This window comes from Paucibacter sp. Y2R2-4 (assembly GCF_025717535.1).
GTDB lineage: Bacteria > Pseudomonadota > Gammaproteobacteria > Burkholderiales > Burkholderiaceae_C > Paucibacter_A.
The window spans coordinates 19571-44441 of the sequence record NZ_JAJIRO010000005.1 but is presented as its reverse complement, the minus strand read 5'-3'; the positions used below and the strand labels follow the sequence as shown (position 1 = coordinate 44441).

Genomic DNA, 24871 nt, shown 5'->3' with positions numbered 1-24871 from the left:
CAAGCAAAAAAGTGACTCAGATCGGGACGCATCACCCTCTCAACCCTGAGCCGCCACCCGCTCCATCTTGCTTTGCAGCTTGTTCAAGGCGCTCAAATATGCCTTGGCCGAGGCCACAACAATATCGGGATCGGCCCCGACACCATTGACCACCCGCCCCGCCTGCTGCAGACGAACTGTCACTTCGCCCTGCGATTCTGTGCTGCCGCCGGTGATGGCATTGACCGAATAGAGCAACATCTCGGCGCCACTTTGCACGGCCGACTCGATGGCTCTTAGAACCGCATCCACCGGACCGTTGCCATCGCTCTCCATCCGGTGCTCCACGCCGCCGGCTGCAAAGACCACGCTGGCGTGCGGCCGCTCACCCATTTCCGAGTGCTGCGACATGGCCACCAAGCGGTAGTGCTCCTGCTCGGCCGTCACCGACTCATCCATCACCAAAGCGATGATGTCTTCATCGAAGATCTCGTTCTTGCGGTCGGCCAGATCCTTGAAGCGCACGAAAGCCGCATTGACTTCGGCCTCCGACTCCAAGGCGATGCCCAACTCCTGCAAACGTTGTTTGAAAGCATTGCGGCCACTGAGTTTGCCCAGCACGATCTTGTTGGCGCTCCAGCCCACGTCCTCAGCTCGCATGATTTCGTAGGTGTCACGCGCCTTCAGAACGCCGTCTTGGTGAATGCCGGACGCGTGAGCAAAGGCATTGGCCCCCACCACCGCCTTGTTTGGTTGCACCACAAAACCGGTGGTCTGCGAAACCAAGCGCGAGGCCGGCAAGATCTGGGTGGCGTCGATTTTGACGTCCAGCCCGAAGTAGTCGCGGCGCGTTTTCACCGCCATCACCACTTCTTCCAGCGAACAGTTACCGGCACGCTCGCCCAGGCCGTTGATGGTGCACTCGATCTGGCGTGCACCGCCGATCTGCACACCGGCCAAGGAATTGGCCACCGCCATGCCCAGATCGTTATGGCAATGCACAGACCAAATAGCTTGATCAGAGTTCGGCACCCGCTCACGCAATGTGCGGATGAAGTTGCCGTACAACTCGGGGATCGCATAGCCCACGGTGTCGGGAATATTGATGGTGCGCGCACCCTCTTTGATCACCGCCTCGACCACGCGGGCCAAGAAGTCCGGATCAGAGCGGTAGCCGTCCTCGGGCGAAAACTCGATGTCATCCGTCAAGTTACGCGCAAAACGCACGGCCTGAATAGCCTGCTCCAGCACCTGCTCGCGCGTCATACGCAGCTTCTTCTCCATATGGAGTTCGCTGGTGGCAATGAAGGTGTGAATGCGCGAACGCGCTGCACCTTTGAGCGCCTCGGCGGCACGCGCGATGTCACGATCATTGGCACGCGCTAGCGAGCAGATGGTGCTCTCACGCACCGCATCGGCAATCGCCTTGACCGCTTCAAAGTCTCCGTTGCTGGATGCTGCGAAGCCGGCCTCGATGACGTCCACACGCAGTCGCTCCAGCTGGCGCGCAATGCGCAGCTTTTCGTCCTTCGTCATCGAAGCGCCGGGCGATTGTTCGCCGTCACGCAAGGTGGTGTCGAAGATGATCAACTGATCAGCCATGGGAATCTCCAAAAAGGCCAGGTTGAAAAACAAAAAGGCCCGCGGAGCTTTGCTCGGCGGGCCTTTGATGCAGAAATCTTTTGACGTGTGCGATCAGCGGGCCCGGGGCTCGATGGCTAGTAGCAGCAGCGCAGATGCGATTGAAAACGTCATGACTTCAATATAGCACGGCAGCGAGCCCAAGCTCACTGGTGCAAGCCCTTTTCATCGGGCTCATCGGTCGACGTGGCGATCATGCTGACGGGGCGGCCCTTGGCCTTGCGCCAGAAATAGACCACATAACCCGACAAAGCATAGGCACAGAAAATTGCAAACAAGCCCAGCGGAGGGTTCTGGCTGATCAGCACGATGGCCAGGGCGATGGCGACCAAAACCACAAAGGGCACAGTGCGCCGAGCACCAACAACCTTGAAACTATAGAACGGTGCATTCGTCACCATGGACAAGCCAGCAAACAAGGTCAGACCAAACGCCGTCCAGACCACCCAAGGTGTGCGGGTGACATGAGCAAAGCCCGCGTCGTCAAAGGCCCAGATCATGCCAATCACCACCGCCGCTGCCGCCGGACTGGGCAGCCCTTGGAAAAAGCGCTTATCGACCACGCCGATATTGACATTGAAGCGTGCCAAGCGAAGTGCCGCGCCGGAGATGTAAACAAAGGACGGGATCCAACCCAGCTTGCCCATATCTTTGAAAGCCCAGATGTAGACGATCAAAGCGGGCGCGGCACCAAAGCTGACCATGTCGGACAGGCTGTCCATTTGCTCGCCAAATGCGCTTTGCGCATTGGTCATGCGTGCCACCCGGCCATCCAGACTATCCAGTACAGCGGCACAAAAAATTGCGATGCAAGCCACTTCAAAGCGGCCATTCATGGCCATCACGATGGCATAAAAGCCCGAGAACAGCGCCGCCAAGGTGATCGCATTGGGCAGCACATAGATGCCCTTGCGACGTGGACGAGGTGCTTCCGGCACGCCGTCTTCATCGTCATCCAATAGCTCTGGACGGGTCTTGTTTTTGGAATCACTCATGGGGCGGGAGGATACAACAGGCAGGCAATAAAAAAGCCGCGCAGCTGTTCGTTGCGCGGCTTTGGAGGCTCAGCTCAAAAATCAGTTTTTGGACTGGTCCACCAGACGGTTCTTCTTGATCCAAGGCATCATGGCACGGAGCTTCTCACCCACTTGCTCGATCGGATGCTCAGCGGTCAGGCGACGGCGGCTCAGCAAGGTCGGAGCGCCGGCCTTGTTTTCCAGGATGAAGCTCTTGGCGTATTCGCCGGTCTGGATGTCCTTCAGGCACTGGCGCATCGCGTTCTTGGTGGCTTCAGTGACGACGCGCGGGCCAGTCACGTACTCACCATACTCGGCGTTATTGGAGATCGAGTAGTTCATGTTGGCGATGCCGCCTTCATAAATCAGGTCAACGATCAGCTTCAGCTCGTGCAAGCACTCGAAGTAGGCCATTTCAGGCGCATAACCGGCTTCAGTCAGGGTTTCGAAACCTGCCTTGATCAGTTCCACCGCGCCACCGCAAAGAACAGCCTGCTCGCCGAACAAGTCGGTTTCAGTTTCTTCGCGGAAGTTGGTCTCGATAATGCCAGCCTTGCCGCCGCCGTTGGCCGAGGCATAGCTCAGCGCAAGATCACGCGCCTTGCCCGACTTGTCGGCGTAAACGGCGATCAGGTGAGGCACGCCGCCGCCCTGGGCGTAGGTGCCGCGCACGGTGTGGCCGGGAGCCTTGGGCGCCACCATCCAAACGTCCAGGTCAGCGCGGGGCGTGACTTGACCGTAGTGCACATTGAAGCCGTGAGCGAAAGCCAAAGAAGCACCTTGCTTGATATTGGGCTCGACTTCGTTCTTGTAGACGTCAGCGATTTGTTCGTCGGGCAGCAAGATCATGACCACGTCGGCGGCCTTCACGGCTTCGGCGATCTCGGCAACCTTCAGGCCGGCGTTCTCAGCCTTGGCCCAGGAGGCGCCGTTACGGCGCAGACCGACGGTGACCTTGACGCCGCTGTCGTTCAGGTTTTGTGCGTGGGCATGGCCTTGTGAGCCGTAGCCGATGATGGTGACGTTCTTGCCCTTGATCAGGCTCAGGTCAGCGTCCTTGTCGTAAAAAACGTTCATATCGTGCTCCAGGAAAAAACTAGGTGTGGGTTGGTATGTGATGCGGCTTCGTCACGCGACACGGTCGATCCAAGCGGAGCCCGTGAAACCGGCTTTGCCGGGCCACAGGGCTCGCCCCCTCGAGGGGGAGCGCGAAGCGCTTCGGGGGTGATTCATCAGGCGCGCAAGATGCGCTCGCCGCGGCCAATGCCGCTGGTGCCGGTGCGTACGGTCTCAAGAATCGAGGCGCGGTCAATCGCATCGATGAAGGCGTCGAGCTTGGAAGAGTCGCCGGTCAACTCGATGGTGTAGGTCTTCTCGGTCACATCGATGATGCGGCCACGGAATATGTCGGCGGTGCGCTTCATTTCTTCGCGCTCCTTGCCGACGGCACGCACCTTGATCAGCATCAGCTCACGCTCGGTGTAATTGCCTTCGGTCAGGTCCACCACCTTGACCACCTCGATCAAACGGTTCAAGTGTTTGGTGATTTGCTCGATCACCTCATCCGAGCCGGTGGTGACGATGGTCATGCGCGACAGCGAGGGGTCCTCGGTCGGCGCCACGGTCAGGCTCTCAATGTTGTAGCCACGGGCCGAGAACAGCGCCACCACGCGCGACAGCGCGCCCGGCTCGTTCTCGATCAGCAATGCAATGATGTGCTTCATGGGGGTCTCGTCCTTCGCGCTCTTCAAGCCGGCAGCGGTAACTGCAGACTCTTGGCCACGCTATTCGATGGGAGGGATGTCTGGACTATGGTCAAGGCTGAATAAGGCGAATCCGCCAGACCCATCACCCGGCGCGGTAACGCCAAGGCAACAGGCCTGACTTCAGCTCCTCACAGGTCCTCAGACCCCAGACGCATTTCCGAAATACCCTTGCCCGCCTGGACCATGGGCCAGACGTTCTCGGTCGGATCGGTGCGGATGTCGAGAAAGACCGTGCGGTCCTTCAGGCGAATCGCTTCTTTCAAAGCGCCTTCAACATCGCCGGGCTTCTCCACCAGCAGGCCCACATGGCCATAGGCTTCGGCCAGCTTGACGAAGTCAGGCAGCGCTTCCATATAGCTGTGCGAGTAGCGCTTGCCATAGTCGAGCTCTTGCCACTGCCGCACCATGCCCAGGTAGCGGTTGTTCAAGGAGACGATCTTGACCGGTGTCTTGTACTGCAAGCAGGTTGAGAGTTCCTGAATGCACATCTGGATAGAGCCTTCGCCGGTGACGCAGAAGACGTCCGACTCGGGCTTGGCCAGCTTGATGCCCATGGCATAAGGCAAGCCCACGCCCATGGTGCCCAGCCCGCCGGAGTTGATCCAACGACGCGGTTCTTCAAAGCGATAGAACTGAGCCGCCCACATCTGGTGCTGCCCCACATCCGAGGTGATATAGGTGTCGCGGTCCTTGGTCAGGTTCCACAAGGTCTCGACCACCATCTGCGGCTTGATGACATCGCTGGACGTCTTGTAGGCCAGGCATTCACGGCGGCGCCACTCATTGATCTGGCTCCACCAAGCATTGATGGAGTCCGAATCAGGCTTGGCCTGCGCTTCCTTGATTTGGAAGATCAGTTCCTGCAGCACATCCTTCACGTCACCGACGATGGGGATGTCCACCCGCACCCGCTTGGAGATCGAAGAGGGGTCGATGTCCACATGGATGATCTTGCGCTCGACCTGGGCGAAGTGCTTGGGGTTGCCGATCACGCGGTCATCAAATCGAGCACCGACGGCCAGCAACACATCGCAGTGCTGCATGGTCATATTGGCCTCGTAAGTGCCGTGCATGCCCAGCATGCCCAGGAATTTGGGATCGCTGGAGGCGATGGCCCCCAGGCCCATCAAGGTATTGGTGCAGGGATAACCGAGCAGATTGGCCAACTCACGCAACTCGGCCGAGGCTTCGCCGAGGATGACGCCGCCGCCGGAATAGATATAGGGCCGCTTGGCCTGCAAGAGCAGTTGCACCGCCTTGCGAATCTGACCCGAGTGACCCTTGCGCGCCGGGTTGTAGGAACGCATCTCGACATGGCGCGGGTACTCAAAAGCGGAGCCCAACTTGGCCATCGAGACATCCTTGGGGATGTCCACCACCACCGGACCGGGACGGCCGGTGCGGGCAATGTGGAAGGCCTTTTTCATCGTCATCGCCAGATCGCGCACATCCTTCACCAGGAAGTTGTGCTTGACGATGGGGCGAGTGATGCCAACGGTGTCGCACTCCTGGAAGGCATCCAGACCGATGGCGGGCGTGGGCACTTGGCCGGTCACGATCACCATGGGGATGGAATCCATATAGGCGGTGGCAATGCCAGTGATGGCATTGGTCACACCCGGACCCGAGGTCACCAGAGCCACACCCACATCGCCAGTGGCGCGGGCATAACCGTCAGCGGCATGCACAGCCGCCTGCTCGTGACGCACCAGAACGTGTTGGATGGTTTCTTGTTTGTACAGTGCGTCGTAGATATAGAGCACTGCGCCGCCTGGATAGCCCCAAAGGTATTGAACACCTTCGGCTTGCAGGCAACGAACCAAGATCTCGGAGCCATTCAGCTCAGAGGAAGAAGAATTACTTTGGGAATGAGGCTGTGCCGCGTGGGCACGCTTGACTTCCGCGCTAGACATGTCCATTTCGAACCTTTGTGAATTTCTCTAACGAAAAACCATTGGTGCTCCTACTCGCACCCTTGTGAGGTGGACTCGGAACCTGCGCGATCAAAGAGATGGTGCCCCGGTCGGGCGGCCAAACTGAGACCAGATGTTCATTGTGCGAAGCAGCATTATGCACTGGAGTTTGCAAGCATTCGTGCAAGACGACTAGAGTGCGCTCCCACAATGCAATAATTCGCGCTGTTTTGCCTGCATCGGGCCCGTCCCGCACCCTCCTTGGCCACCGACAAAGAACTCAACGATTTTCTACGCACGGTCGACCGACGGGCCTTCAAGCGCACCGCCTATATGGTTCGCGACGACGATGCGGCCCTGGACATCGTGCAAGACGCCATGATCAAGCTGGCGGAAAAATACTTCGATCGCCCGGCAGCTGAATTGCCGCTGTTGTTTCAGCGCATCCTTTCCAACGCCACCATGGACTGGTTCCGGCGAAAAAAGGTGCGCAGTGCCGTCATGCAAAACATGTCGGACTTTGACTCCAGCGATCCAGACGGTGATTTCAACCTCTTGGAGATGCTGGAAAGCCAGGACGGCGCCCTCGGTGCACTGAGTGCTGCCGACGAGGTTTCCCGGGCACAGATATTGCAGGTTATCGAATCAGAAGTTGCCGAGTTGCCCGCACGTCAACGCGAAGCCTTCCTGCTGCGTTACTGGGAGGAGATGGACGTCGCAGAGACGGCAATTGTCATGGGATGCTCCGAAGGCAGTGTAAAAACCCACTGTTCTCGAGCCACGCACACATTGGCAAAATCACTGAAGGCCAAGGGGATCACGCTATGAATGAGTCATACAAAGCGCAGTTTGCACAAGACGCACAGACCCGCCTGAACACTCAGGCGACCCGTTTTGGCTTGCGCGTGGCCGCTGGTTTGAGTGAACAAAGCGATTCCCTGCCGGATGGCGTGTCGGAGCGCCTTCGCTTCGCGCGCGAGCAAGCGCTGCTCAAGGCGCGCAGCGCCCGCACCGCACAAGTGCAGGCCGCACCAAATACGGTGGTCATGGGCGCCGGACCCTCCCTGGTCTTGGGCCAAAGCTCAACGCCACGTTGGCAAAAGTTCAGCACTCTGTTTCCCTTGCTCCTTTTGGTGCTGGGCATGTGGCTGATTCAGCAAAGCCATTGGTACGAGCAAGTGCTCGCCGCAGCGGAACTGGATACCGGCTTGCTTTCCGACAAATTGCCGCCTGCGGCCTATAGCGACCCAGGTTTCAAGGAATACCTCAGCGATGAGCAAGAGTGACGGCTTGTTCATGCGAGATGCGCGCAAGTCTTTGAACCTCAAGGATTCAGTAGCCTCAAGGCATAAGCGCTGGAGCCACGGCTTGCTTGCCACCTTGGGCCTGGCTTTTGTTTCTGCAGCTTGGTGCCAGCAGGAGGCACAGACGGCCGAGGCTACGGCCAGTGCGGCAACAAGCACTCCGCCGGCCGTGAGCCCGGCGGCCGAGCTTTCAAGACCCAAACCTGCAGCCATTGCGCCGACACCGGCCGCAGCTGTCACTGGGCCTGCACGCTTGCTGCCTGCTCCGAATTGGCCCGCCTTGAGCCCGGCGCAACGGCAAATTCTTGCGCCGCTGGAAGCCGACTGGAACGACTTGGATGCCGCACGAAAAAGCCAATGGTTGGAAGTGGCGACCCGCTTTTCATCTCTGGCACCGGAAGATCAGGGCCGTATGCAAGAGCGCATGCGAGATTGGGCGCGACTGAGCCCCGCCCAAAGGCAAGAAGCGCGAATTGGCTTCCAAGTCGCAAAGAAGATCGATGCAGATGCCCGCCAAGCCAAATGGGAGGCTTACCAGGCACTTCCGGCCGAGCAGCGCCAGCATTTGGCCGAAAAAGCGGCGCAAAAGCAGGAACAACAAAGCAGCAAGTTATTGAGCTCGGCCATCGGCAAGAGTACGGTGAGCGCCACCCAAGCCAAGTCGAATCTGGTTCCTGCGTCGGTACCCGGCCTTGCGCCTAAACCCGTGGCGGCATCGCTGCTGCAAGCCAAGCCCGGCGCCACCACGGTTTTGATGACGAGCAGCCGCTTCCTGACGGCCCATCAGCAAGCCGGCGAGACCAAGATCTTGGCCCAGCCCGAAATGGTGGACAGCAAGACCTTGCTGCCCAAGAAGCGCAACATCGATACGAAGCCGACCAGCTGATGCCCCTTGCCCAAGACTCAGCGGATCAGCCGCTCGCAGCCGCCCCGAACTACCCAGGCCTAGCCCGCCGCATGGCCGCCTTCATCTACGAAGGCGTGCTGCTATTCGGGCTCGTTTTTATATCGGGCTATTTGTTTTCAGCCCTCACCCAACAACGCCATGCGCTGCAGGGTCAACATGCTTTGCAGGGCTTTTTGTTCATCGTCTTGGCGGTCTACTTTTGCTGGTTCTGGACGCACGGCGGACAAACGGTCGCCATGAAGGCCTGGCATATCCGCGTCGTGGATGCACAGGGTCAAGCCTTGACTCAGGGCCGCGCCTTGGCGCGCTATGCGCTCAGCTGGCTGTGGTTCTTGCCGGCACTCTTGTTCGGCTGGTTGATGGACTTGCATGGCGCCGCAGCCCTCTTTGGCAGCATGATCGCCGGGGTGCTGATCTATGCCGCCTTGGCCCTGTTGCATCCACAGCGGCAGTTCTTGCATGACGCTTTGTGCGCAACACGGCTGATCACGCAGCTACCGACGCAGCGCCCCAAGAAGCGATGAGCAATCCCTATAAAGGCCGCACCGGCTTTGACAGGATTCTGAGAGCCACCGGCTACTCACTTGCCGGCCTACGAGCTGCCTACTCCGGAGAGAGCGCATTCAGGCAAGAAGTCTGGCTGCTGGTGGTCGCCACGCCGCTGGCCTTTTGGCTGGGCCGAGACTGGGTTCAGACCGCCCTGCTGCTGGGCTCTTTGATGCTGGTCTTGATTGTTGAGCTCTTGAACTCAGGCATCGAAGCGGCGATTGACCGCGTGTCGTTTGAACTGCACGACCTCTCCAAGCGGGCCAAAGACTTGGCCAGCGCAGCCGTGCTGCTCAGCTTGCTGCTAAGCGCCGGCATTTGGGGCGCGGCGCTTTGGCAGCGCCTGGCCCTGCAATAACTCGCGCTGCCCCAGGGCTTTAGACCGCCTCTTCGTCGGTCTCACCGGTGCGAATACGCACCACTTGCTCCACCGGCGTGACGAAGATCTTGCCGTCACCAATCTTGCCGGTCTTGGCGGCCTTCAGAATGGCGTCGATGCAGCGCTCCACATCGTCGTCCTTGACCACCACTTCCACCTTCACCTTGGGCAAGAAGTCCACCACATATTCAGCGCCGCGGTAGAGCTCGGTATGGCCCTTCTGGCGGCCAAAGCCTTTCACCTCGGTCACGGTCAAGCCCGATGCGCCGACCTCGGCCAAGGATTCGCGAACCTCATCCAACTTGAAGGGCTTGATGATGGCGGTGATCTGCTTCATGGGGAAAACTCCGAAAAGGGTCTGGACTTGGCCGCGATTTAAGCACGGAATTTCGATGTAATCGGATAGCGCCAGTCGCGCCCAAAAGCGCGGTGCGTGATGCGAATGCCGATCGGCGCCTGGCGGCGTTTGTATTCATTGATCTTGATCAGCCGAGTGACCCGCTCGACATCGGCTTCGTCAAAACCCGCCGCCACGATCTCCGCCAAGGACTGATCCTCTTCCATATAGCGCGACAAGATCGCGTCCAAAACCTCATAAGGCGGCAGGCTGTCCTGGTCTTTTTGGTCAGGACGCAATTCAGCCGAAGGCGGCCGGGTGATGATGCGCTCAGGGATCACCGGGTCGGTGGTGAACACCGAGCCGTCCAGGCGCAGCGTCGGCTGCTGATTGCGCCAACGCGCCAGACGGAACACCAAGGTCTTGGCCACGTCTTTGATGACCGCAAAACCGCCCGCCATATCGCCGTACAAGGTGCAGTAGCCGGTGGCCATTTCGCTCTTGTTGCCGGTGGTCAGCACGATGGAGCCGAACTTGTTCGACAAAGCCATCAGCAAAGTGCCACGGATGCGGGCTTGGATGTTTTCCTCGGTGGCATCCAGCGCCAGCCCTTTGAATTCATCCGCCAAGCTGGCGTTGAAGGCCTCGAACATGGGCACGATGGACTTTTCGTCGTAGCGCACGCCCAGGCGCGCTGCCATATCGCGCGCATCGATCCAGGAGATATCGGCGGTATAAGGCGAAGGCATCATGACGGTGCGCACCTTGTCGGCGCCCAGCGCGTCCACAGCCACCGCCAATACTAAGGCCGAATCAATGCCACCCGACAAGCCGATCAAGGCGCCGGGGAAGCCGTTCTTGCCGATGTAATCGCGCACGCCGGTCACCAGCGCCGCCCAGGCCTGCGCTTCTAGGCTGGGCAAAGGCACGATGTGACCGCTGACGCCACCTGCGGGCGTAAGTTCGATCAGCGTCAAATCCTCCTCAAAGACCGGCGCGCGCGCCGCCAACTCGCCCCTCGCATCCAGGGCGAAAGAGGCGCCGTCAAACACCACCTCGTCTTGCCCGCCCACCAAATGGGCATAAAGCAGCGGCAAACCCACATCACGTGCGCGCTCCGCCATGCGTTGCTCGCGCTCTTGCACCTTACCCAGATGGAAAGGCGAGGCATTCAAGACGCACAGCACTTGCGCACCCGCAGCCTTGGCGGCACGGGCCGGTTCGTCGAACCAAGCGTCCTCGCAGATCAACAAGCCAAAGCGCTGGCCCTCGACTTCGAACACCACTGGCGCAGCACCCGCGTCGCGGCCCGAGATGAAATAGCGGCGCTCGTCAAAGACTTGGTAATTGGGCAATTCACGCTTGCAATAGGTCTGCAAGACCTGTCCCCCTGCCAGCACTGAGGCTGCATTGAAACGCGCCGGCACGGCCCAACTCTTGGACCTAAGATCGCGCTGACCCTGCTCTTGATGCGGATGCCCCACCACCACATGCAAGCCCTCGCAATCCGCCAAGCTTTCGGCAATGCCGCGCAATGCCTCATCACAAGCCTGCATAAAGGCCGGCCGCAGCAACAGGTCTTCCGGCGGATAGCCACACAGACTCAGCTCAGGCGTCAACAGCAGCCGGGCGCCTGCCGCATGCGCACGGCGACCGAACTCGACAATTTTTTTCGCATTGCCTGCGAGATCACCGACAGTGACATTGATTTGGGCAAGTGCGGCGATCAAGGGCATGACGTAGAGATGAAGAATCAAAGATGAAAAACAGCTCGGCTGATTATGTCATTCGGGTTCACACCGAGCCGGGCGAGCTGCCGCTGGAGGCCTGGAATGCGCTGCTGGCGCAGCAGGCATCGCCCAGCCCTTTCATGCGCCTGGAGTATTTGCAAGCCCTGCATGAGTCTGGCAGCGCCACGGCCGAGACCGGCTGGCAGCCCCAGTTCCTCAGCCTCAGTCGAGGTGATGAGTTAGTTGCCGCCTGCCCGGCCTATCTGAAGAGCCATTCCTACGGTGAGTATGTGTTCGACTGGGCCTGGGCCGATGCCTACCGCCGCCATGGGCTGGCCTACTACCCCAAGCTGCTGGTGGCCGTGCCCTTCACCCCGGTGCCGGGCAGCCGGCTGCTGGCCCAAGACGCCCACAGCCGCGAATTGCTCTTGCGCGGTTTGCAGGCCTTGGCAGAGCAGCAAGGACTGTCATCAGCGCACCTGCTGTTCGGTGATGCCGCAGACCTAGCAGCCGCCAACAGCCAGCGGTGGCTACAACGCAGTGGCGTGCAGTTTCACTGGCAAAACCGCAGCCCTCTGCCCTTCGCAAGCTTTGACGAATTCCTCGCCGCAATGCAGCGGGACAAGCGCAAGAAGATCCAGCAAGAGCAGCGTCGGGTGCGTGAGGCCGGCATTGTTTTTGAAGTCCGCGAAGGCCCTCAAATCACCGAGGCCGATTGGGACTTTTTCTATCACTGCTACCAGCTGACCTACCGCGCCCACCACAGCACGCCCTATCTGAGCCACGAATTCTTTGGTCAGATGGCGCAGCGCATGGCACCGCACTGGCTGCTCTTCATTGCCAAACGAGGCGAGCAGCGGGTCGCCGCCTCATTGATCGCCGTGGATCCGCAGCGCCGCCAAGCCTACGGGCGCTACTGGGGCTGCACCGAGCCGGTGTCCTGTCTGCACTTCGACGCCTGCTACTACCAGCCTTTGGCCTGGTGTATCGACAAGGGCTACGAGCGCTTTGAAGGCGGCGCCCAGGGTGAGCACAAGATGGCGCGCGGGCTTTTGCCGGTGAGCACATCTTCCAGCCACTGGCTGGCCCATCCGGACTTCAGCCAGGCGGTGGCTGACTTTTTGGCTCAAGAAGGCCAAGCCATGCGCGGCTATGTGAACGAGCTGGAGTCCCATCTGCCCTTCAAAGCCACCGAGCAAAGCTCGGCCTGAAATGAAAAAGAGCGCCCGGCTCGCGCGGGGCGCTCTTGTCTGCACACGAGATGCAACTGATCAGGCTTGCTGGGCCTTGGCGTAGGCAGCAATGCCGGAGGAGATCTCGGCCTTGGCGGCTTCAGGGCCTTCCCAGCCTTGAACCTTGACCCACTTGCCGGGTTCCAGATCCTTGTAGTGCTCGAAGAAGTGCTTGATGGCGTTCAGGCGCATCGGGTTCACATCCTCAGGCTTTTGCCAGTGCTGGTACATCGGCAAGATCTTGTCGATGGGCACGGCCAGCAGCTTGGCGTCGCCGCCCGCTTCGTCGTCCATCTTCAGAACGCCAATGGCGCGGCAGGTCACCACCACACCAGGGGTCAGCGCGAAGGGCGTGATCACCAAGACGTCCACCGGATCTCCGTCGTCCGACAGGGTCTGGGGGATGTAGCCGTAGTTGCAGGGGTAGTGCATCGCGGTCGTCATGAACCGGTCGACGAACATCGCGCCGGTTTCCTTGTCAACCTCGTACTTGATCGGGTCCGCATTCATCGGAATTTCGATGATGACATTGAACTGTTCGGGCGCTTTGGCGCCGGGAGTGACGTTGTGCAGGCTCATGGTGAATAGGCTCGACGAGGGGAAACCCGGATTCTAAGGGCAGGCCTTGCCCAAAACTGACGGGCGGCTGGCGCGCAGGGCGGAAAACTGCCTTGACCTAGCGCATCGTTTACCCGCATTCACTGGGTAAACACCCACGAATCGCAATTGCGCTGCCGGCTTGCCTTCTCGTAGCATCAATTCCAGCGTCCCGCGTCTTGCGTCCAGCCTCACTCACCGTGGGCTGATCTCGTTAGCCGGCCGCATCCGCACTTCACCAACGGCAGATAAAACAAGAGGAGACATGTACATGTCGACGAGTTTGGCGCTGTATTTCGCCCTGGCCTGTGGCCTGGCAGCTGTCTTGTACGGCTTCATTCAGAGAAGTTGGATCTTGAGTCAGGATGCGGGCAATGCCCGCATGCAGGAAATCGCCGCGGCCATCCAGCAGGGTGCGGCCGCTTATCTGGCAAGGCAGTACAAAACCATCGCCGCCGTCGGCCTGGTGCTGGCTATTCTTATTGCGGTCTTTTTGGACACCATGTCCGCCGTCGGTTTCGTCTTGGGCGCGGTGCTCTCCGGCGCTTGTGGCTTCATCGGCATGAATGTGTCGGTGCGCGCCAATGTGCGCACCGCGCAAGCCGCCACCAAGGGCATTGGCCCAGCGCTAGACGTTGCCTTCAAGGGCGGCGCCATCACCGGCATGCTGGTGGTGGGCCTGGGGCTTTTGGGCGTTAGCCTGTTCTTCTGGTTTCTGAGCGGCGGCGAGAAGATCGACCCGACCACCTTGAAGCCCCTGCTCGGCTTCGCCTTTGGCTCCTCCTTGATCTCGATCTTTGCCCGTTTGGGCGGCGGCATCTTCACCAAGGGCGCGGACGTCGGCGCTGACCTGGTGGGCAAGGTGGAAGCCGGCATCCCCGAGGATGACCCGCGCAACCCGGCCGTGATTGCCGACAACGTGGGCGACAACGTCGGTGACTGCGCCGGCATGGCCGCCGACTTGTTCGAGACCTACGCCGTGACCTTGATCGCCACCATGGCCCTGGGCGCGCTGATGGTGACTGCCGCGCCGATGGCCGCCATCCTCTACCCGCTGATGTTGGGCGGCGTGTCCATCATCGCGTCCATCATTGGCTGCTACTTCGTCAAGGCCTCGCCGGGCATGAAGAACGTGATGCCGGCGCTCTACAAAGGCTTGGCCGTCGCCGGCGTGCTCTCGCTGATCGCCTTCTACTTCGTCACCAATGCGGTCGTGCCCGATGACGCCCTGGGCGCCGGCACCCGCATCCGCCTGTTCGGCGCATGCGCCGTCGGTCTAGTGTTGACCGCAGCCCTGGTTTGGGTCACCGAGTTCTACACCGGCACGCAGTACTCGCCGGTCAAGCACATCGCGCAAGCCTCCACCACCGGCCATGGCACCAACATCATTGCCGGCCTGGGCGTATCCATGCGCTCCACCGCCTGGCCGGTGCTGTTCGTCTGCGTGGCGATCTTGACTGCGTACCACTTGGGCGGCCTCTACGGCATTGCCATCGCTGCGACCTCGATGTTGAGCATGGCCGGCATCGTGGTGGCGCTGGACGCCTATGGCCCCATCACCGACAACGCCGGCGGCATTGCCGAAATGTCGGAGTTGCCGGCCAGCGTTCGTGATGTGACCGACCCGCTGGACGCCGTGGGCAACACCACCAAGGCCGTCACCAAGGGTTATGCCATCGGCTCGGCCGGCTTGGCCGCTCTGGTGCTGTTCGCCGACTACACCCACTCGCTGGAAGCGCGCGGCATGCATGTGGCCTTTGACCTGAGCGACCCCAAGGTGATCGTGGGCCTTTTCATCGGCGGCCTGATCCCCTATCTGTTCGGCGCCATGGCCATGGAAGCCGTGGGCCGCGCCGCCGGGGCCGTGGTGGTGGAAGTGCGCCGCCAGTTCCGCGACATCAAGGGCATCATGGACGGCAGTGGCAAGCCCGAATACGGCACCGCGGTCGACATGCTGACCACCGCCGCCATCAAGGAAATGATCATCCCCTCGCTGCTGCCCGTGGTGGTGCCGGTGATCGTGGGCCTCTTGCTCGGCCCTGCCGCTTTGGGCGGCCTTTTGATGGGCACCATCGTCACCGGCCTGTTCGTGGCCATCTCGATGTGTACCGGCGGCGGCGCCTGGGACAACGCCAAGAAGTACATCGAAGACGGCCACCATGGCGGCAAGGGTTCTGAAGCGCACAAGGCGGCTGTTACCGGAGACACCGTGGGCGACCCCTACAAGGACACCGCAGGCCCGGCCGTCAATCCGCTGATCAAGATCATCAATATCGTGGCCTTGCTGATCGTGCCGCTGTTGCCGATGCAGACCGGCGCGCACAAGGCCGCCGATCCGGCGCCGCACACAGCAGCAATGACCGCCAGCTCGCCTGCGATGGCCGAGGCCCCAGCCAGCAGCGCGTCCGCCGCGCAACCTTGAGGCCTAGCAAACGAGGCCCCTGAGCGATCAGGATCTGCCCCAGGAAAAAACAGCCCGCATGCGGGCTGTTTCTACTTTCAGCGTCGCAGCAGGCAGGCCACAATAGCGCCCAGGACTAGGGGGACGCCAAAGCTCATGACAAACACAGTGATTGCGAGGCTTGGGCTGGAACGCCGCCGCTCGCAACTGGGCGAGTTGCAGCGCTATTTGCAGGTGCAGGAGCAGGCCTTTGTGGATCTGCGTACACAGGTCCAGCGCTTTTGCGACCGCTATGTGCAGACCCTGGGAGCCGCTTATCTGGAGCTGGATGCGCTGGAGTCGCAGCTGCACTGCGCCACCAATTACTTGGCCGAGGCGCTGCGGCGCAACGGCATCGTCGCTCACTCGCCGCGAGCCCCGCAAGCCACCGCCATGCCGGTGCTGCCGCAATTGCCCTCCGGTACGCCCCTGCCGCCCGAGCCGCCCGGCGGCTGGACCGAAATCGCGCCGCCCAGCCTCAAGACGCTGTACCGACGCGCCGCCATGCGTTTGCATCCGGACTTTGCCTCCGACGACAGTGATCGCCGCTCCCGCGAGCAACGCATGATGCTGGTGAATGAAGCTTATGCAGCGGAAAACCGGGCGCAGCTGGAGCAGTTGCTGCTGGCCGCAGGCGAAGACCCGGTGCGGGTCACCGGTGGCAATGCCGATGCTTTGCGCACCTGGCTGGGCCGCTGCGAACAGGTCGTACAAGGCCGCTTGCGGGTGGTGCAAGCCCACACGGTGGCTTTGAACGCACACCCGATGCACCAGCTTTGGCAGGCCATCAGCAAGGCCGAGGCCAAGGGGCTGGACCCTTTCACGGTGATGCTCAATCGCCTCAGTACGCAGATCGCCGAGCGCCGCAAAGAGCTCTACATCGGCCAGCGCCTGCAGCCCGAGTCCGATCTGGCCGAAGCCTTTGTACGCCAACGCATTGACCGCATGGGCGCGGCGGCCACGGCCGGCTAGTTCACCGCGGTGCTGGACAGCCAAGCCAACACCTGCCCCAACAGCTGATCACTCGCCTGACTCAGGCCCTGCACCGCGCCGCGGGCATCGGCCGATGGCGCCGGCTGCGCCCAATCAAACACCTGCTGCCGCTGCGTGGGCCCGTCGCCGAAGCGGGCCCGCACGCGAATGCGCACCTGTGACTGGCTGGGTGAGGCAAAGCTCTGGCCGAACTCTTCCAGCTCCAGACGCAAAGGCATGGGAACAGTTGCCGCGCGCGTTGCAGCCGGCGTCGATTCCGCCGCCAGTCGCTGCCTAAGGCGCTCCGCCAGCAAGGCGGCGGGCGGCGCGGCCCAGCGGCTGTCCCGGTAAACCTCGCGGCGCAGCGGATCGGCGTAGTCCAGCCGATAGGCAATGCCCGTACTCGCCAGCCAGCTTGGCGCGCTGACGTCCACCCAAAGCACTGGCGGCAAAGCGCCGGGGCTTGCGGCCCTCGACACCACCGAGGGCGTCGGACCCAGGTCAAACAGGAGCAAGGGCTCGGGCTTGCTGAGGGAACAAGCGCTCAAGCAGAGCAGCATGCTCAGACCCAAGCGGCGAGTTCCCGAAGCCATGAAGTGCTTTTCTGAACTCATCTCGAGGCCTCCGCTTGGCTGCTCTTGCTGCGGGCATCAAAGCCCGACTCACCCGGCCCCGCTGGTGGCAGGGCACGGCCAAAAATCAGGCTTTGTGGCTGCTCACCCAAATCGTTCGCGGCCCGCTCGACGGCCCTTGCCCCCTGGCTGAAGTCCTCAAACAAGGGCGTGGTGCGAACTCGGTTCGGCCCCACCAGCGCCAGCTCTAGCCGCTGCATCGTGGTCTGCACTTGTGTGGCCGCCTGTCCCAGGCGCTGAAGTTCTTGGCTGCGCTCGCGCAAGTCCTGCACCAACAGAGTCGACTGGGCACTCAAAGACTCAAAGCTCTTCATAGCCACCCCGGCATCACGCAGCAACACCCGCGTCTGCTCGGTCAGCGCGGGCAGCGCCTGGGCGGTGGGCTGCAAGGCCTGGCTGAGCCGTGCGGCGCCCGTCGAGGCCTCAGCAATGCCAGTCAAAGCGCGGCCAAAGTTCTGTTGATTCTGATCGCCCAGCAAGGTGTTCAGTCGCACCGTCACCTCGCTGATGCGTTCCATCAATTGCGGCCCCGAATTGCTGAGCCGATCCAACATCGAGGGCGTGAGTTCCAGCGGCGGCGACTTAGCCGTCAACAAGGGGGCCAGGTCTTGCCCTTCGGGCTCGGACAGATCGACATAAGACAGGCCGGTGATGCCCTGGTAACCCAGTCGTGCTTGTGTGGCCTGGGTCAAGGGCGCGGACTTGGCGACCCGAATGGTGATGAGAATGCGGCGCGAGTCTGCCGGATCAAAATCAATCTTCTCAACCTTGCCCACCATCACGCCGCGCAGCTTGACCGGAGCCTTGACGTTCAAGCCCGGCACACCGCTGCGCGCCACGATGATGTAGCTGACCCGCTCACTCTGGTCGCCCTGAAACCAGGCCGCCACCACCGCCAGGGCGGCGCCCAGCAACAAGATGAAGAGGCCGGTGGCCAAGGCATGGGCGCGATTTTCCATAGGGCTCACTCCTCAAGAATGCGGGCTTGTTTCGGACCCATCTCGGGCACGGTGGCCCTTGGCGAACTGCGCAGGCTGGCGCGGTACTTTCGAATATGGTCTTCGGCGCATTCGTCCAAATGACCCAGGAAAAACTCCTGAATGAATGGATGCGGCTGCCGCACCACTTCTTGCAAGCTGCCAATCGCGACCAGGTGCCGCTCGGCCAAGACAGCCACCCGGTCCACCAAGGCGAACAAGGTGTCCACATCATGCGTCACCATCACCACGGTCAGCTTCATTTCGCTGCGCAAGTCTTCGATCAAATTGACAAAACGCTTGCTGCTGGCCGGGTCCAGACCGGCGGTGGGCTCGTCCAGAAACAGCAGCGTTGGGTCCATGATCAAGGCGCGCGCCAGCGCCACGCGTTTGATCATGCCGCCCGACAGCTCGGCCGGCATCTTCAAGGCATCGGCCGCATTCAGGCCCACCTGATGCAGCTTCAACATCACCAAGTCATTCAGCAAGCGCTTAGGGACCGCCTTCAATTCGCGCAAGGGCAAGGCGATATTGTCAAAAACGCTCAGGGCCGAGAACAGCGCGCCCTGCTGGAACAGCACGCCCCAGCGATTGCGCACCTCGGCCAGGGCATTGACATCGCTGTCGCTCAGGGCCTGGCCGAAGATGCGCACCGTGCCGGCTGAGGGTTGCAGCAAACCCAGCATCAGGCGCAGCAAGGTGGTCTTGCCGCTGCCGGAGCCGCCGATGATGGCCAAGACCTCGCCCGATCTCACGTGCAGACTCAAGTCGCAATGGATCACCGCGCGCCCCAGCACCGTGGTGACTTGCTGCACCTCGATCACCGGCGCGTCCGCAGCCATGTTCAGCCCTGAGCCCATTCAAATGCCCAGTTCCTGAAAGATGATGGCGAACAAGGCGTCGGCAATGATCACCACCGTGATCGAACTGACCACTGCACTGGTGGTGCCGATCGCCAGACTCTCGCTATTGGGTTTGATGCGCAGGCCGAAGTGGCAGGCCACAAAAGCGATCAAAAGGCCGAAGACATGCGCCTTGCCCAGACCCAGCCACAAATTGGCCTCGGGCACCACGGCCGGAATGCCGTCGAGGAACTGCTGGTATTCCAGGCCCAAGGTGGCATGCGCCGCCACCATGCCGCCGGCCAAAATCATGCCGCTGGTCCACAAGGCCACCAAGGGCATGGCCAGCGACAAAGCAGCCATCTTGGGCAGCACCAAACGGATGGTGTGCGAGATGCCCATCACCGACAAAGCGTCGAGTTCCTGCGTCACCCGCATCACGCCGAGCTGCGCCGTCATCGACGAGCCGCTGCGGCCCGCCACCAAAATCGCCGCCAGCAAGGGCCCCAGCTCGCGCCAAACGCTCAGGCCCAGAATATTGATGACGTAGACATCAGCGCCAAACACACGCAACTGGCGCGAGGTCAGGTAGGACAGCGTCACCCCGACCAGAAAGCCCACCAAGGCGGTGATGCCCAGAGCCTGCGCCCCGGTGCGGTAGATATGCGCTGAGGTATCGCGCCAGGCAATCAGACCCGGATGCCGCAACAAGTACTGGCAGTCCAGCACCAATTGACCCAGCAGGCGAGTGGCGCTGAGCAGATGGTCGGCCAGCAAGAGCAGGTCGCGGCCAAAAGCGTCCACACTGGGGGGCAGTCGCCGCTTGACCCGCCGCGGCGGCACCGGCACCTGCAACTTAGAGAACATGGCCTGATGCTCAGGTCGCCAGACCAGATCCGTCGGCAGCTTCTTGCCCCAAGCGCCCCACAGCAGCAAAGCGCCGGCATTGTCCAGGCGCTCCAGCGCGCTCAAATCCCAGCGCTCGCAACTCGTGGCCAAGCCAGCGGCCTGCTCGGCCAGGGGTTCAAAATGCTCGCGCAGCGGCAACAGACTCCAGTCCCCTGCGAGGCGCACCACGCCGCGGCCATCGGGCTCTCGGCCGGCTCGGAGTGAGGGCAAAACACTGCTGGGGGTCTGCGCGCCGCCCTCGGACGCGGGATCGACTGACGCCATCCACTGCTCCATCTTGATGACTTGCAGCATAGCCTTGATGTGCGGTTTAAGTGCTGCTGCGCCGCGCATGGCGAGCCGGCCAGTGTTGCGAAAAAGTGGCTTGATAATTCGGGAAAGCCCCGGTGCCTGACTTTAGACACCCTGCCCTCAGACAGATAGGCTTGCGGCCTTGCCCAAAAGGCAGCTCTTCCAAACCCAAGATCTAAGCGATCCATGAACTCCTTCAAACTTTGCACCCTGGCCCTATTGCTTCAATGCGCGGGCCTGAGTCAGGCGGCCGCCCCCCAAAACACGGACAAGCAAGCTCAAGCCAGCCTCGGCAGCGCAGCTGCCCCCGGTCTGGACCTGAGCAACTTTGACCCCAGCGTTCGGGTGCAAGACGATTTGTTCCGTGCCACCAATGGCGGCTGGCTGAAGCGGGCGCAGATTCCCGCCTCCAAGGGCTCGCACGGCAGTTTTGAAATGCTGCGAGACGAGTCGGACGCCCATGTGCGCGCCATCGTGGAGCGCCTGGCCGCAAAGCCTCAGCAAGAGGGCAGCAATGAGCAAAAAATCGGCAGCTTCTATGCCAGCTTCATGGACACCGCCGCCATCGACCAAGCCGGTCTGAAGGCCTTGCAGCCGCAGCTGCAAGCGATCGCGGCCATTGCAGACCGCCAACAGCTCGCCGCCTGGCTGGGCCGCCAACAAGGCGTGCTGGACACCCCGGTGAACCTTTACGTGGCGCCCGATGCCAAAGAGCCGCTGGTGAACCGAGTGCGTGCGATTCAGGGCGGCTTGGGGCTGCCGGAGCGCGACTACTTCGTCAACCGCAGCGACAAGCGCATGGCCAAGGCCCGCGCCGACTATCTGCACTACTTAAGCACCTTGGCCCGCCTGAGCGGTGAAGCCAAGCCCGCCGAGGCCGCCAAGCGTGTGCTGGCCCTGGAACACAAAATTGCCGAACTGCACTGGGATGCGGTGGCCAACCGCGATGTGCAAAAGACCTTCAACCCGATGACGCCGGCCGAGTTGGCTGCGCAGGCGCCGGGCTTTGACTGGGCCAGCTACTTCGCCGCCGCCCAGTTGAGCAAGATCGACAAGCTCTCGGTCACCCAGCCCAGCGCCGCCATCGGCATCGCCAAACTTTTTGCCGACGCGCCACTGGAGGACTGGAAGCTTTACGCCAAGCTGCACACGCTGAACGCCAATGCCAAGGTGCTGCCCAAGGCCTTCCGCGAAGCCAGCTTCGCCTTCCACGGCAAGGCCATGCGCGGCACCAAGACGGCGCTGCCGCGCTGGCAAGAAGGCACGGCCGAGGTCAACGAGGCCCTGGGCGAGGCCATCGGCAAGCTCTATGTGGCCGAGCACTTCACCCCCGCCCACAAAGCCCGCATGCAGGGGCTGGTGGCGAATCTGATGGCCGCATTCGGAGAGTCGATCCAAGGCTTGTCTTGGATGAGCCCCGCCACTCAAAAAGCGGCGCAAGAAAAACTCTCCAAGTACACCGTCAAGATCGGCTATCCGGACAAATGGCGCGACTACAGCGCTCTGCAAGTCAAGTCGGGCGACGCGCTGGGCAATCGCCAACGCGCCGTGCAGTTTGCTTGGGCCCGCGAAGTGGCCAAGGCCGGCCAGCCGGTGGACCGCAGCGAATGGGGCATGACGCCGCAAACCGTCAACGCCTACTACGACGAAACCGTCAACGAGATTGTCTTCCCCGCCGCCATTCTGCAGCCGCCCTTCTTTGATTTGAATGCCGATGACGCCGTCAATTACGGCGGCATTGGCGCGGTGATCGGCCACGAAATCAGCCACGGTTTTGATGACCAGGGCGCTCAATACGATGGCGACGGCATGTTGCGCAATTGGTGGAGCGAGGCCGACGCCAAGGCCTTCAGCGAACTGGGCGCACGCCTGGCCGCTCAGTTCGACGGCTACCAAGCCCTGCCCGGCAAGAACGTCAACGGCAAGCTCACCCTGGGCGAGAACATCGCCGATTTGTCCGGCTTGCAAATTGCCCACAAAGCCTACCAACGCTCGCTGGGCGGCAAGCCTGCGCCCGTGCAAGCCGGCTACACCGGCGAGCAACGATTCTTCCTGGGCTTTGGTCAAATCTGGCGCACCAAAGTGCGCGAGCAACAAATGCTGCAACAGCTGACGGCCGATCCCCACTCACCCGGCGAGTTCCGCGCCAACGGTGGCGTCGTCAACCACGACGCCTTCCATCAGGCCTTTGGCACCAAGCCCGGCGACAAACTCTTCAAGCCCAGCGGCGAACGCATCCGCATCTGGTGATGGCCCAAGCCTGAGTCCCCTCTCCTACCCTCCCCGCGCCCGCTGAGCCACAAGCGCATCGGGCGCTGTTTTTTCTGTTCTCTGTTTCCATCCAAGATTCAAGAAAGCACCCTCTTCATGAACGCTGTCCAAAAGTTCTCGACTCTGGCCTTGCTGGTCCACATCGCTTGCGCCAGCCATGCCGCCGCCCCAGCTCCTGCCGCTGCGTCTATTCCACAAGCCGGGCTCGATCTCGCCGGCTTTGACAAGAGCGTGCGCGTTCAAGACGACCTGTTCAAGGCCGTCAACGGCGGCTGGATCAAAAGCACCGAGATCCCCGCTGACAAATCGCGTTATGGCAGCTTTGAGTTGCTGCGCGACCAGTCGGATGCGCATGTGCGTCAGTTGATCGACGAGCTCACCGCCAAGCCGCAGGCCGCTGGCAGCAATGCCCAAAAGATTGGCGACTTCTACAGCAGCTATCTGGACACTGCCCGCATCGACAAGCTGGGCCTGGCGCCGATTCAGCCGCTGCTGGCCAGCATCCAGGCCATCAAGTCCAAGGCCGAATTGGCCGCCTGGCTGGGCGCCAACCCGACGCGCAGCAATTCGCCGGTGCGCGTCTTCGTCATGGCCGACTCCAAAACGCCCTTGATCAATGGCGTTCGCCTGACCCAGAGCGGCCTGGGCTTGCCCGACCGCGACTACTACTTGAAGAAAGACGACGCGCGCATGATCAAGGCGCGCGAGGCCTATCAGACCTATCTGAGCACTTTGGCCGGCCAAATCGGCCAAAGAGATCCAGTCGCTGCGGCCAAGCAGGTGATGGCGCTGGAAGAGCGCATCGCCACCGTGCAATGGGACAAGGTCGACAACCGCGATCCGGTCAAAACCTACAACCCGATGACACCAGCAGAATTGGCTGCACTGGCACCGGGCTTTGACTGGGCTGGCTTCATGAAGAACGCCGGCCTGGGCGACACGGCCAGCATCTCGGTCTCGCAACCCAGCGCCATTGCCGCCATCTCGCAACTGCTGGCAGAACAGTCGCTGGCGGACTGGCAGCTCTATCTGAGCCTGCATGCCTTGAGCAGCTATGCCGAGGTGCTGCCCAAGCCTTTGCGCGATGCCAAGTTCGCCTTCCAAGGCCAAGCCTTGACGGGCGCCAAGTCCGAGCTGCCGCGCTGGCAAAAAGCCACCACCGAGACCAATGCGGCGCTGGGCGAAGCGCTGGGCGAACTCTACGTGGCCCGCCACTTCCCGCCTGCCTACAAGGCCCGCATGCAGACCCTGGTGAACAACCTGATGGCGGCCTACAAAGACTCGATCAACAGCCTGGACTGGATGAGCGCCCAAACCAAGGCCGAAGCGCAGGACAAGCTGTCCAAATACGTCACCAAGATCGGCTACCCCGAAAAGTGGCGCGACTACAGCAAGCTGGACGTGCGCGCCGGCGATGCCTTCGGCAATGCCGAGCGCTCGGGCACCTTCCAATGGGCCCGCATGGTCGCCAAGGCCGGCAAGCCGGTGGACCGCGCCGAATGGTGGCTGACCCCGCAGACCGTGAACGCCTATTACAGCCCCTTCAACAACGAGATCGTGTTCCCGGCGGCGATTCTGCAACCGCCCTTCTTCGACATGAATGCCGATGATGCAGTCAATTACGGCGCCATCGGCGCGGTGATCGGCCATGAAATCAGCCACGGCTTTGACGACAAGGGCAGCCAGTACGACGGCAATGGCGTGCTGCGCAACTGGTGGACGCCGGCCGACCGCAAGGCTTTCGAGGGCATTGCCGACCGCTTGGTGGCGCAGTTCGGCGCCTACGAGCCCATTCCCGGCAAGACGCTCAATGGCAAGCTGACCCTGGGCGAGAACATCGCCGATTTGTCGGGCCTGCAGATCGCCTACAAGGCCTATCAGCGCTCGCTGGGCGGCAAGCCCTCGGCCGTGATTGGTGGCCACAGCGGCGAGCAACGCTTCTTCCTGGGCTTCTCGCAAGTCTGGCGCGAGAAGGCCCGCGAAGAGCGCGCTTTGCAAATGCTGACCACCGATCCCCACTCACCCGGCGAGTTCCGCGCCAATGGCACGGCCATCAATCACGACGGCTTCCACCAAGCCTTCGAGACCAAGCCCGGCGACAAGATGCACAAGCCGGCCGCCGAGCGCATCAAGATCTGGTAATCACCACCTGAGCCAAGCCATTGAACCAAGCCCTGGGCCTGAACCTGC

Annotated in this window: 22 protein-coding genes; 10 read left to right on the top strand and 12 right to left on the bottom strand. The window is 61.5% G+C overall.

The genetic code is table 11. The features are described from left to right. Window positions 1–39 precede the first annotated feature (39 nt). The 5 genes from LNV06_RS18615 to LNV06_RS18595 all read right to left on the bottom strand — a co-directional run bounded on the left by LNV06_RS18615 (window position 40) and on the right by LNV06_RS18595 (window position 6321). The gene (locus tag LNV06_RS18615) at window positions 40–1581 is read right to left on the bottom strand and encodes a 2-isopropylmalate synthase (RefSeq protein ID WP_263539806.1); all 1542 of its coding nucleotides are present in this window, start codon (window positions 1579–1581) and stop codon (window positions 40–42) included. Window positions 1582–1766: 185 nt separating this feature from the next. Next, window positions 1767–2615, bottom strand: coding sequence for a CDP-diacylglycerol--serine O-phosphatidyltransferase (pssA, locus tag LNV06_RS18610; protein ID WP_263539805.1), 849 nt, complete (start codon window positions 2613–2615; stop codon window positions 1767–1769). A gap of 81 nt (window positions 2616–2696) precedes the next feature. Next, a complete protein-coding gene (gene ilvC / locus LNV06_RS18605; RefSeq protein ID WP_263539804.1) occupies window positions 2697–3713 on the bottom strand; it encodes a ketol-acid reductoisomerase in 1017 nt (338 codons plus the stop codon). 155 nt (window positions 3714–3868) lie between these two features. Then, window positions 3869–4360, bottom strand: coding sequence for an acetolactate synthase small subunit (ilvN, locus tag LNV06_RS18600; protein ID WP_263539803.1), 492 nt, complete (start codon window positions 4358–4360; stop codon window positions 3869–3871). A 170-nt stretch (window positions 4361–4530) separates the two neighbouring features. Further along, window positions 4531–6321: an acetolactate synthase 3 catalytic subunit gene (locus tag LNV06_RS18595; RefSeq protein WP_263539802.1), complete on the bottom strand. Its 1791-nt coding sequence runs from the start codon at window positions 6319–6321 to the stop codon at window positions 4531–4533. 255 nt (window positions 6322–6576) lie between these two features. On the opposite strand from LNV06_RS18595, the gene LNV06_RS18590 reads away from it, so the two are divergent. The 5 genes from LNV06_RS18590 to LNV06_RS18570 are packed head-to-tail and all read left to right on the top strand — an operon-like array spanning window position 6577 to window position 9430. Beyond that, on the top strand, window positions 6577–7143 hold the full coding sequence (locus LNV06_RS18590; protein WP_263539801.1) for an RNA polymerase sigma factor: 567 nt from the start codon (window positions 6577–6579) through the stop codon (window positions 7141–7143). Beyond that, a complete protein-coding gene (locus LNV06_RS18585) occupies window positions 7140–7601 on the top strand; it encodes a DUF3619 family protein (RefSeq protein ID WP_263539800.1) in 462 nt (153 codons plus the stop codon). Before LNV06_RS18590 ends, LNV06_RS18585 begins: the two co-directional genes overlap by 4 nt. Continuing rightward, the gene (locus LNV06_RS18580) at window positions 7588–8505 is read left to right on the top strand and encodes a DUF3106 domain-containing protein (protein ID WP_263539799.1); all 918 of its coding nucleotides are present in this window, start codon (window positions 7588–7590) and stop codon (window positions 8503–8505) included. The genes LNV06_RS18585 and LNV06_RS18580 overlap by 14 nt, the downstream gene beginning before the upstream one ends. Further along, the gene (locus tag LNV06_RS18575) at window positions 8505–9050 is read left to right on the top strand and encodes an RDD family protein (RefSeq protein WP_263539798.1); all 546 of its coding nucleotides are present in this window, start codon (window positions 8505–8507) and stop codon (window positions 9048–9050) included. Before LNV06_RS18580 ends, LNV06_RS18575 begins: the two co-directional genes overlap by 1 nt. Continuing rightward, window positions 9047–9430 (top strand): diacylglycerol kinase, encoded by a 384-nt coding sequence (locus LNV06_RS18570; RefSeq protein ID WP_263539797.1) that lies wholly within the window; start codon window positions 9047–9049, stop codon window positions 9428–9430. Before LNV06_RS18575 ends, LNV06_RS18570 begins: the two co-directional genes overlap by 4 nt. Window positions 9431–9449: 19 nt before the next feature. On the opposite strand, the gene LNV06_RS18565 is transcribed toward LNV06_RS18570, so the two are convergent. Continuing rightward, window positions 9450–9788, bottom strand: a complete 339-nt coding sequence (locus tag LNV06_RS18565; protein ID WP_263539796.1) for a P-II family nitrogen regulator — start codon at window positions 9786–9788, stop codon at window positions 9450–9452. A gap of 38 nt (window positions 9789–9826) precedes the next feature. After that, window positions 9827–11524 carry an NAD+ synthase gene (locus tag LNV06_RS18560; RefSeq protein ID WP_263539795.1) on the bottom strand — a complete coding sequence of 566 codons (1698 nt, stop codon included), beginning with the start codon at window positions 11522–11524 and terminating at the stop codon, window positions 9827–9829. A 23-nt stretch (window positions 11525–11547) separates the two neighbouring features. On the opposite strand from LNV06_RS18560, the gene LNV06_RS18555 reads away from it, so the two are divergent. After that, a complete protein-coding gene (locus LNV06_RS18555) occupies window positions 11548–12729 on the top strand; it encodes a GNAT family N-acetyltransferase (RefSeq protein ID WP_263539794.1) in 1182 nt (393 codons plus the stop codon). Between the two features lie 60 nt (window positions 12730–12789). Here LNV06_RS18555 and ppa read toward each other — a convergent pair whose 3' ends face one another. Then, on the bottom strand, window positions 12790–13329 hold the full coding sequence (gene ppa / locus LNV06_RS18550; protein ID WP_263539793.1) for an inorganic diphosphatase: 540 nt from the start codon (window positions 13327–13329) through the stop codon (window positions 12790–12792). A 289-nt stretch (window positions 13330–13618) separates the two neighbouring features. On the opposite strand from ppa, the gene LNV06_RS18545 reads away from it, so the two are divergent. Next, window positions 13619–15769, top strand: coding sequence for a sodium-translocating pyrophosphatase (locus LNV06_RS18545; RefSeq protein ID WP_263539792.1), 2151 nt, complete (start codon window positions 13619–13621; stop codon window positions 15767–15769). Window positions 15770–15904: 135 nt separating this feature from the next. Continuing rightward, entirely contained in the window at window positions 15905–16759 is an 855-nt protein-coding gene (locus LNV06_RS18540) for a J domain-containing protein (protein WP_263539791.1), read from the top strand. Here the strand turns inward: LNV06_RS18540 and LNV06_RS18535 are convergent. From LNV06_RS18535 to LNV06_RS18520, 4 genes are read right to left on the bottom strand one after another with little or no spacing between them, the layout of a single operon-like run. Continuing rightward, window positions 16756–17373: an ABC-type transport auxiliary lipoprotein family protein gene (locus LNV06_RS18535; RefSeq protein ID WP_263539790.1), complete on the bottom strand. Its 618-nt coding sequence runs from the start codon at window positions 17371–17373 to the stop codon at window positions 16756–16758. The genes LNV06_RS18540 and LNV06_RS18535 overlap by 4 nt on opposite strands. Continuing rightward, window positions 17370–18350 carry an MlaD family protein gene (locus LNV06_RS18530; RefSeq protein WP_263539789.1) on the bottom strand — a complete coding sequence of 327 codons (981 nt, stop codon included), beginning with the start codon at window positions 18348–18350 and terminating at the stop codon, window positions 17370–17372. Before LNV06_RS18530 ends, LNV06_RS18535 begins: the two co-directional genes overlap by 4 nt. 5 nt (window positions 18351–18355) lie before the next feature. Continuing rightward, window positions 18356–19216 (bottom strand): ABC transporter ATP-binding protein, encoded by an 861-nt coding sequence (locus tag LNV06_RS18525; RefSeq protein WP_411970143.1) that lies wholly within the window; start codon window positions 19214–19216, stop codon window positions 18356–18358. Window positions 19217–19228: 12 nt separating this feature from the next. Beyond that, window positions 19229–20383 (bottom strand): MlaE family ABC transporter permease, encoded by a 1155-nt coding sequence (locus tag LNV06_RS18520; protein WP_411970142.1) that lies wholly within the window; start codon window positions 20381–20383, stop codon window positions 19229–19231. Between the two features lie 213 nt (window positions 20384–20596). On the opposite strand from LNV06_RS18520, the gene LNV06_RS18515 reads away from it, so the two are divergent. Together LNV06_RS18515 and LNV06_RS18510 are read left to right on the top strand one after the other, a co-directional pair. After that, complete coding sequence (locus tag LNV06_RS18515; protein WP_263539786.1) at window positions 20597–22660, top strand: M13 family metallopeptidase; 2064 nt, start codon at window positions 20597–20599, stop codon at window positions 22658–22660. Window positions 22661–22777: 117 nt separating this feature from the next. Continuing rightward, the gene (locus tag LNV06_RS18510) at window positions 22778–24823 is read left to right on the top strand and encodes a M13 family metallopeptidase (RefSeq protein WP_263539785.1); all 2046 of its coding nucleotides are present in this window, start codon (window positions 22778–22780) and stop codon (window positions 24821–24823) included. Window positions 24824–24871: the final 48 nt, after the last annotated feature.

What these genes read in the sequence shown, in the direction of transcription:
- ilvN (WP_263539803.1), bottom strand. Translation starts at nt 4,360, where the DNA reads ATGAAGCACATCATTGCATTGCTGATCGAGAACGAGCCGGGCGCGCTG.
- LNV06_RS18560 (WP_263539795.1), bottom strand. Translation starts at nt 11,524, where the DNA reads ATGCCCTTGATCGCCGCACTTGCCCAAATCAATGTCACTGTCGGTGAT.
- LNV06_RS18565 (WP_263539796.1), bottom strand. Translation starts at nt 9,788, where the DNA reads ATGAAGCAGATCACCGCCATCATCAAGCCCTTCAAGTTGGATGAGGTT.
- LNV06_RS18570 (WP_263539797.1), top strand. Translation starts at nt 9,047, where the DNA reads ATGAGCAATCCCTATAAAGGCCGCACCGGCTTTGACAGGATTCTGAGA.
- LNV06_RS18585 (WP_263539800.1), top strand. Translation starts at nt 7,140, where the DNA reads ATGAATGAGTCATACAAAGCGCAGTTTGCACAAGACGCACAGACCCGC.
- ilvC (WP_263539804.1), bottom strand. Translation starts at nt 3,713, where the DNA reads ATGAACGTTTTTTACGACAAGGACGCTGACCTGAGCCTGATCAAGGGC.
- pssA (WP_263539805.1), bottom strand. Translation starts at nt 2,615, where the DNA reads ATGAGTGATTCCAAAAACAAGACCCGTCCAGAGCTATTGGATGACGAT.
- LNV06_RS18535 (WP_263539790.1), bottom strand. Translation starts at nt 17,373, where the DNA reads ATGAGTTCAGAAAAGCACTTCATGGCTTCGGGAACTCGCCGCTTGGGT.
- LNV06_RS18575 (WP_263539798.1), top strand. Translation starts at nt 8,505, where the DNA reads ATGCCCCTTGCCCAAGACTCAGCGGATCAGCCGCTCGCAGCCGCCCCG.
- LNV06_RS18595 (WP_263539802.1), bottom strand. Translation starts at nt 6,321, where the DNA reads ATGGACATGTCTAGCGCGGAAGTCAAGCGTGCCCACGCGGCACAGCCT.
- LNV06_RS18555 (WP_263539794.1), top strand. Translation starts at nt 11,548, where the DNA reads ATGAAAAACAGCTCGGCTGATTATGTCATTCGGGTTCACACCGAGCCG.
- LNV06_RS18545 (WP_263539792.1), top strand. Translation starts at nt 13,619, where the DNA reads ATGTCGACGAGTTTGGCGCTGTATTTCGCCCTGGCCTGTGGCCTGGCA.
- LNV06_RS18515 (WP_263539786.1), top strand. Translation starts at nt 20,597, where the DNA reads ATGAACTCCTTCAAACTTTGCACCCTGGCCCTATTGCTTCAATGCGCG.
- LNV06_RS18615 (WP_263539806.1), bottom strand. Translation starts at nt 1,581, where the DNA reads ATGGCTGATCAGTTGATCATCTTCGACACCACCTTGCGTGACGGCGAA.
- ppa (WP_263539793.1), bottom strand. Translation starts at nt 13,329, where the DNA reads ATGAGCCTGCACAACGTCACTCCCGGCGCCAAAGCGCCCGAACAGTTC.
- LNV06_RS18520 (WP_411970142.1), bottom strand. Translation starts at nt 20,383, where the DNA reads ATGGCGTCAGTCGATCCCGCGTCCGAGGGCGGCGCGCAGACCCCCAGC.
- LNV06_RS18540 (WP_263539791.1), top strand. Translation starts at nt 15,905, where the DNA reads ATGACAAACACAGTGATTGCGAGGCTTGGGCTGGAACGCCGCCGCTCG.
- LNV06_RS18580 (WP_263539799.1), top strand. Translation starts at nt 7,588, where the DNA reads ATGAGCAAGAGTGACGGCTTGTTCATGCGAGATGCGCGCAAGTCTTTG.
- LNV06_RS18510 (WP_263539785.1), top strand. Translation starts at nt 22,778, where the DNA reads ATGAACGCTGTCCAAAAGTTCTCGACTCTGGCCTTGCTGGTCCACATC.
- LNV06_RS18530 (WP_263539789.1), bottom strand. Translation starts at nt 18,350, where the DNA reads ATGGAAAATCGCGCCCATGCCTTGGCCACCGGCCTCTTCATCTTGTTG.